The sequence below is a fragment of the Methylocucumis oryzae genome (assembly GCF_000963695.1).
GTDB lineage: Bacteria > Pseudomonadota > Gammaproteobacteria > Methylococcales > Methylomonadaceae > Methylovulum > Methylovulum oryzae.
Genome location: NZ_LAJX01000341.1, coordinates 1 through 1,397, shown reverse-complemented (window position 1 = coordinate 1,397; position 1,397 = coordinate 1). Strand labels below are relative to the sequence as shown.

Genomic DNA, 1,397 nt, shown 5'->3' with positions numbered 1-1,397 from the left:
ATGACGGTTTAGCTCTAACTGGCTAAAAATTAAAAGCGTCCCACCTTAAGTGGGTAGCCATTTTACACGTTGCGCAAAGCCAGGACGTCTTTCTTTGTGGCGCGCCACTCAGCCCATGCTTTGACGATTAGATAATCTAGGTTGAGCACATGAAAAGTGCGGGGCGCTGAGCTAAGGCGGCCAAGAATCTTGGTTTTCAGCCATTCTTGATTGAAGCCAGCCCATTCGCCAGCGACGGAACAAAGGTTGTGCTTACAGACCGGATAAACTTCCTCGACCAGGATGATTTCTAATTGCGCTATGGAATACGGTGACATGGCAAGTTGTTCGGCTCTACAGCACCTGGACAGAGCGGTGTCGGTGTCGAGGAATAGCTCCGATAACGCTTCCCATACCGGCTCCCGAGCAGCAAGGTCGGCATGAGCTAGCGGTATGGTTGAGGTTGTATGGCCTCTCAAGATATTCATGTTAAGTTTTTGATATAAAAAATTTTATTTTTCATAGATGTAGGATGGGTTCGCCGAACAGGTAATCCGCCTTTGGAGTACATCGATGGCGGTTTGTTGCCGCGAAACCATCTTACATTCAAAGAGCTTACGGGTTAATGGTTCTTAAATTAGATTTCGCAGATAAAATAACCAAAAAAAATTCCTGATAGCTCCATTATCCAATTGAAGCGAACATTAAGAACCGTGGTATTTATGAAAATATCCACATGGTGAAAAGAAGAGGCTCTAATAGCGATAAATGCTGCAAGAAAACATATCCCGCAAATAGCTAAGGCATTATTTTTTAGAGCGTCGCGCATATACCAAATTAAAAAAACGATTGTTAGTGTTGCAGAAGCTAAAACGGATTTTATAAATAACAACTGAAATTGCCTACGCTGTTCATACCATCCTTGCTCTTTAGCGAAATACCGTGCGACAGCAGTGAGAAGTGATTGCAAATCCATCTGCTTGTTGATGCCCAAAGCTAACATAATTATCGTGATAGTCAGCCAAAAAAATTTTTTGCTTTTGAAGGGTTCGATAAGGGAATAACTCTTTGGCATGATTAAAAACCATAAAGGATATAGATGTGGCAAAAAAAATAGGCGGCTACTATTAACCATCCCATGAAACTAGGGTCACCTATAGTAAAAGTCCATTCAAAGTTGTCTTGTATCAGCACGAAATTATTGCTTTTAGGTTGAGGGTTGTAGGATGGATTCGCCGATAGGCAATCCGCCATTTTGGGGTACACCGATGGCAATACTGTTGATTTTAGCACCTAACTTGTTATATCTATATGATATTTAATAAATTTATTGCTTGTTATGGAAGTTGATAAAAACAGAATACTTGCTGCTAAATTTCTATCAGCAACTCACAAACCTACTTCTTACATTTTGCCAA

Annotated in this window: 2 protein-coding genes; both read right to left on the bottom strand. The window is 40.9% G+C overall.

Features of this window, described 5'->3' with window-relative positions:
- Positions 1-62: 62 nt before the first annotated feature.
- A complete protein-coding gene (locus VZ94_RS21280; protein WP_131655680.1) occupies positions 63-458 on the bottom strand; it encodes a DUF7079 family protein in 396 nt (131 codons plus the stop codon).
- 158 nt (positions 459-616) lie between these two features.
- Positions 617-982, bottom strand: a complete 366-nt coding sequence (locus VZ94_RS21275; protein ID WP_131655679.1) for a hypothetical protein — start codon at positions 980-982, stop codon at positions 617-619.
- Positions 983-1,397: the final 415 nt, after the last annotated feature.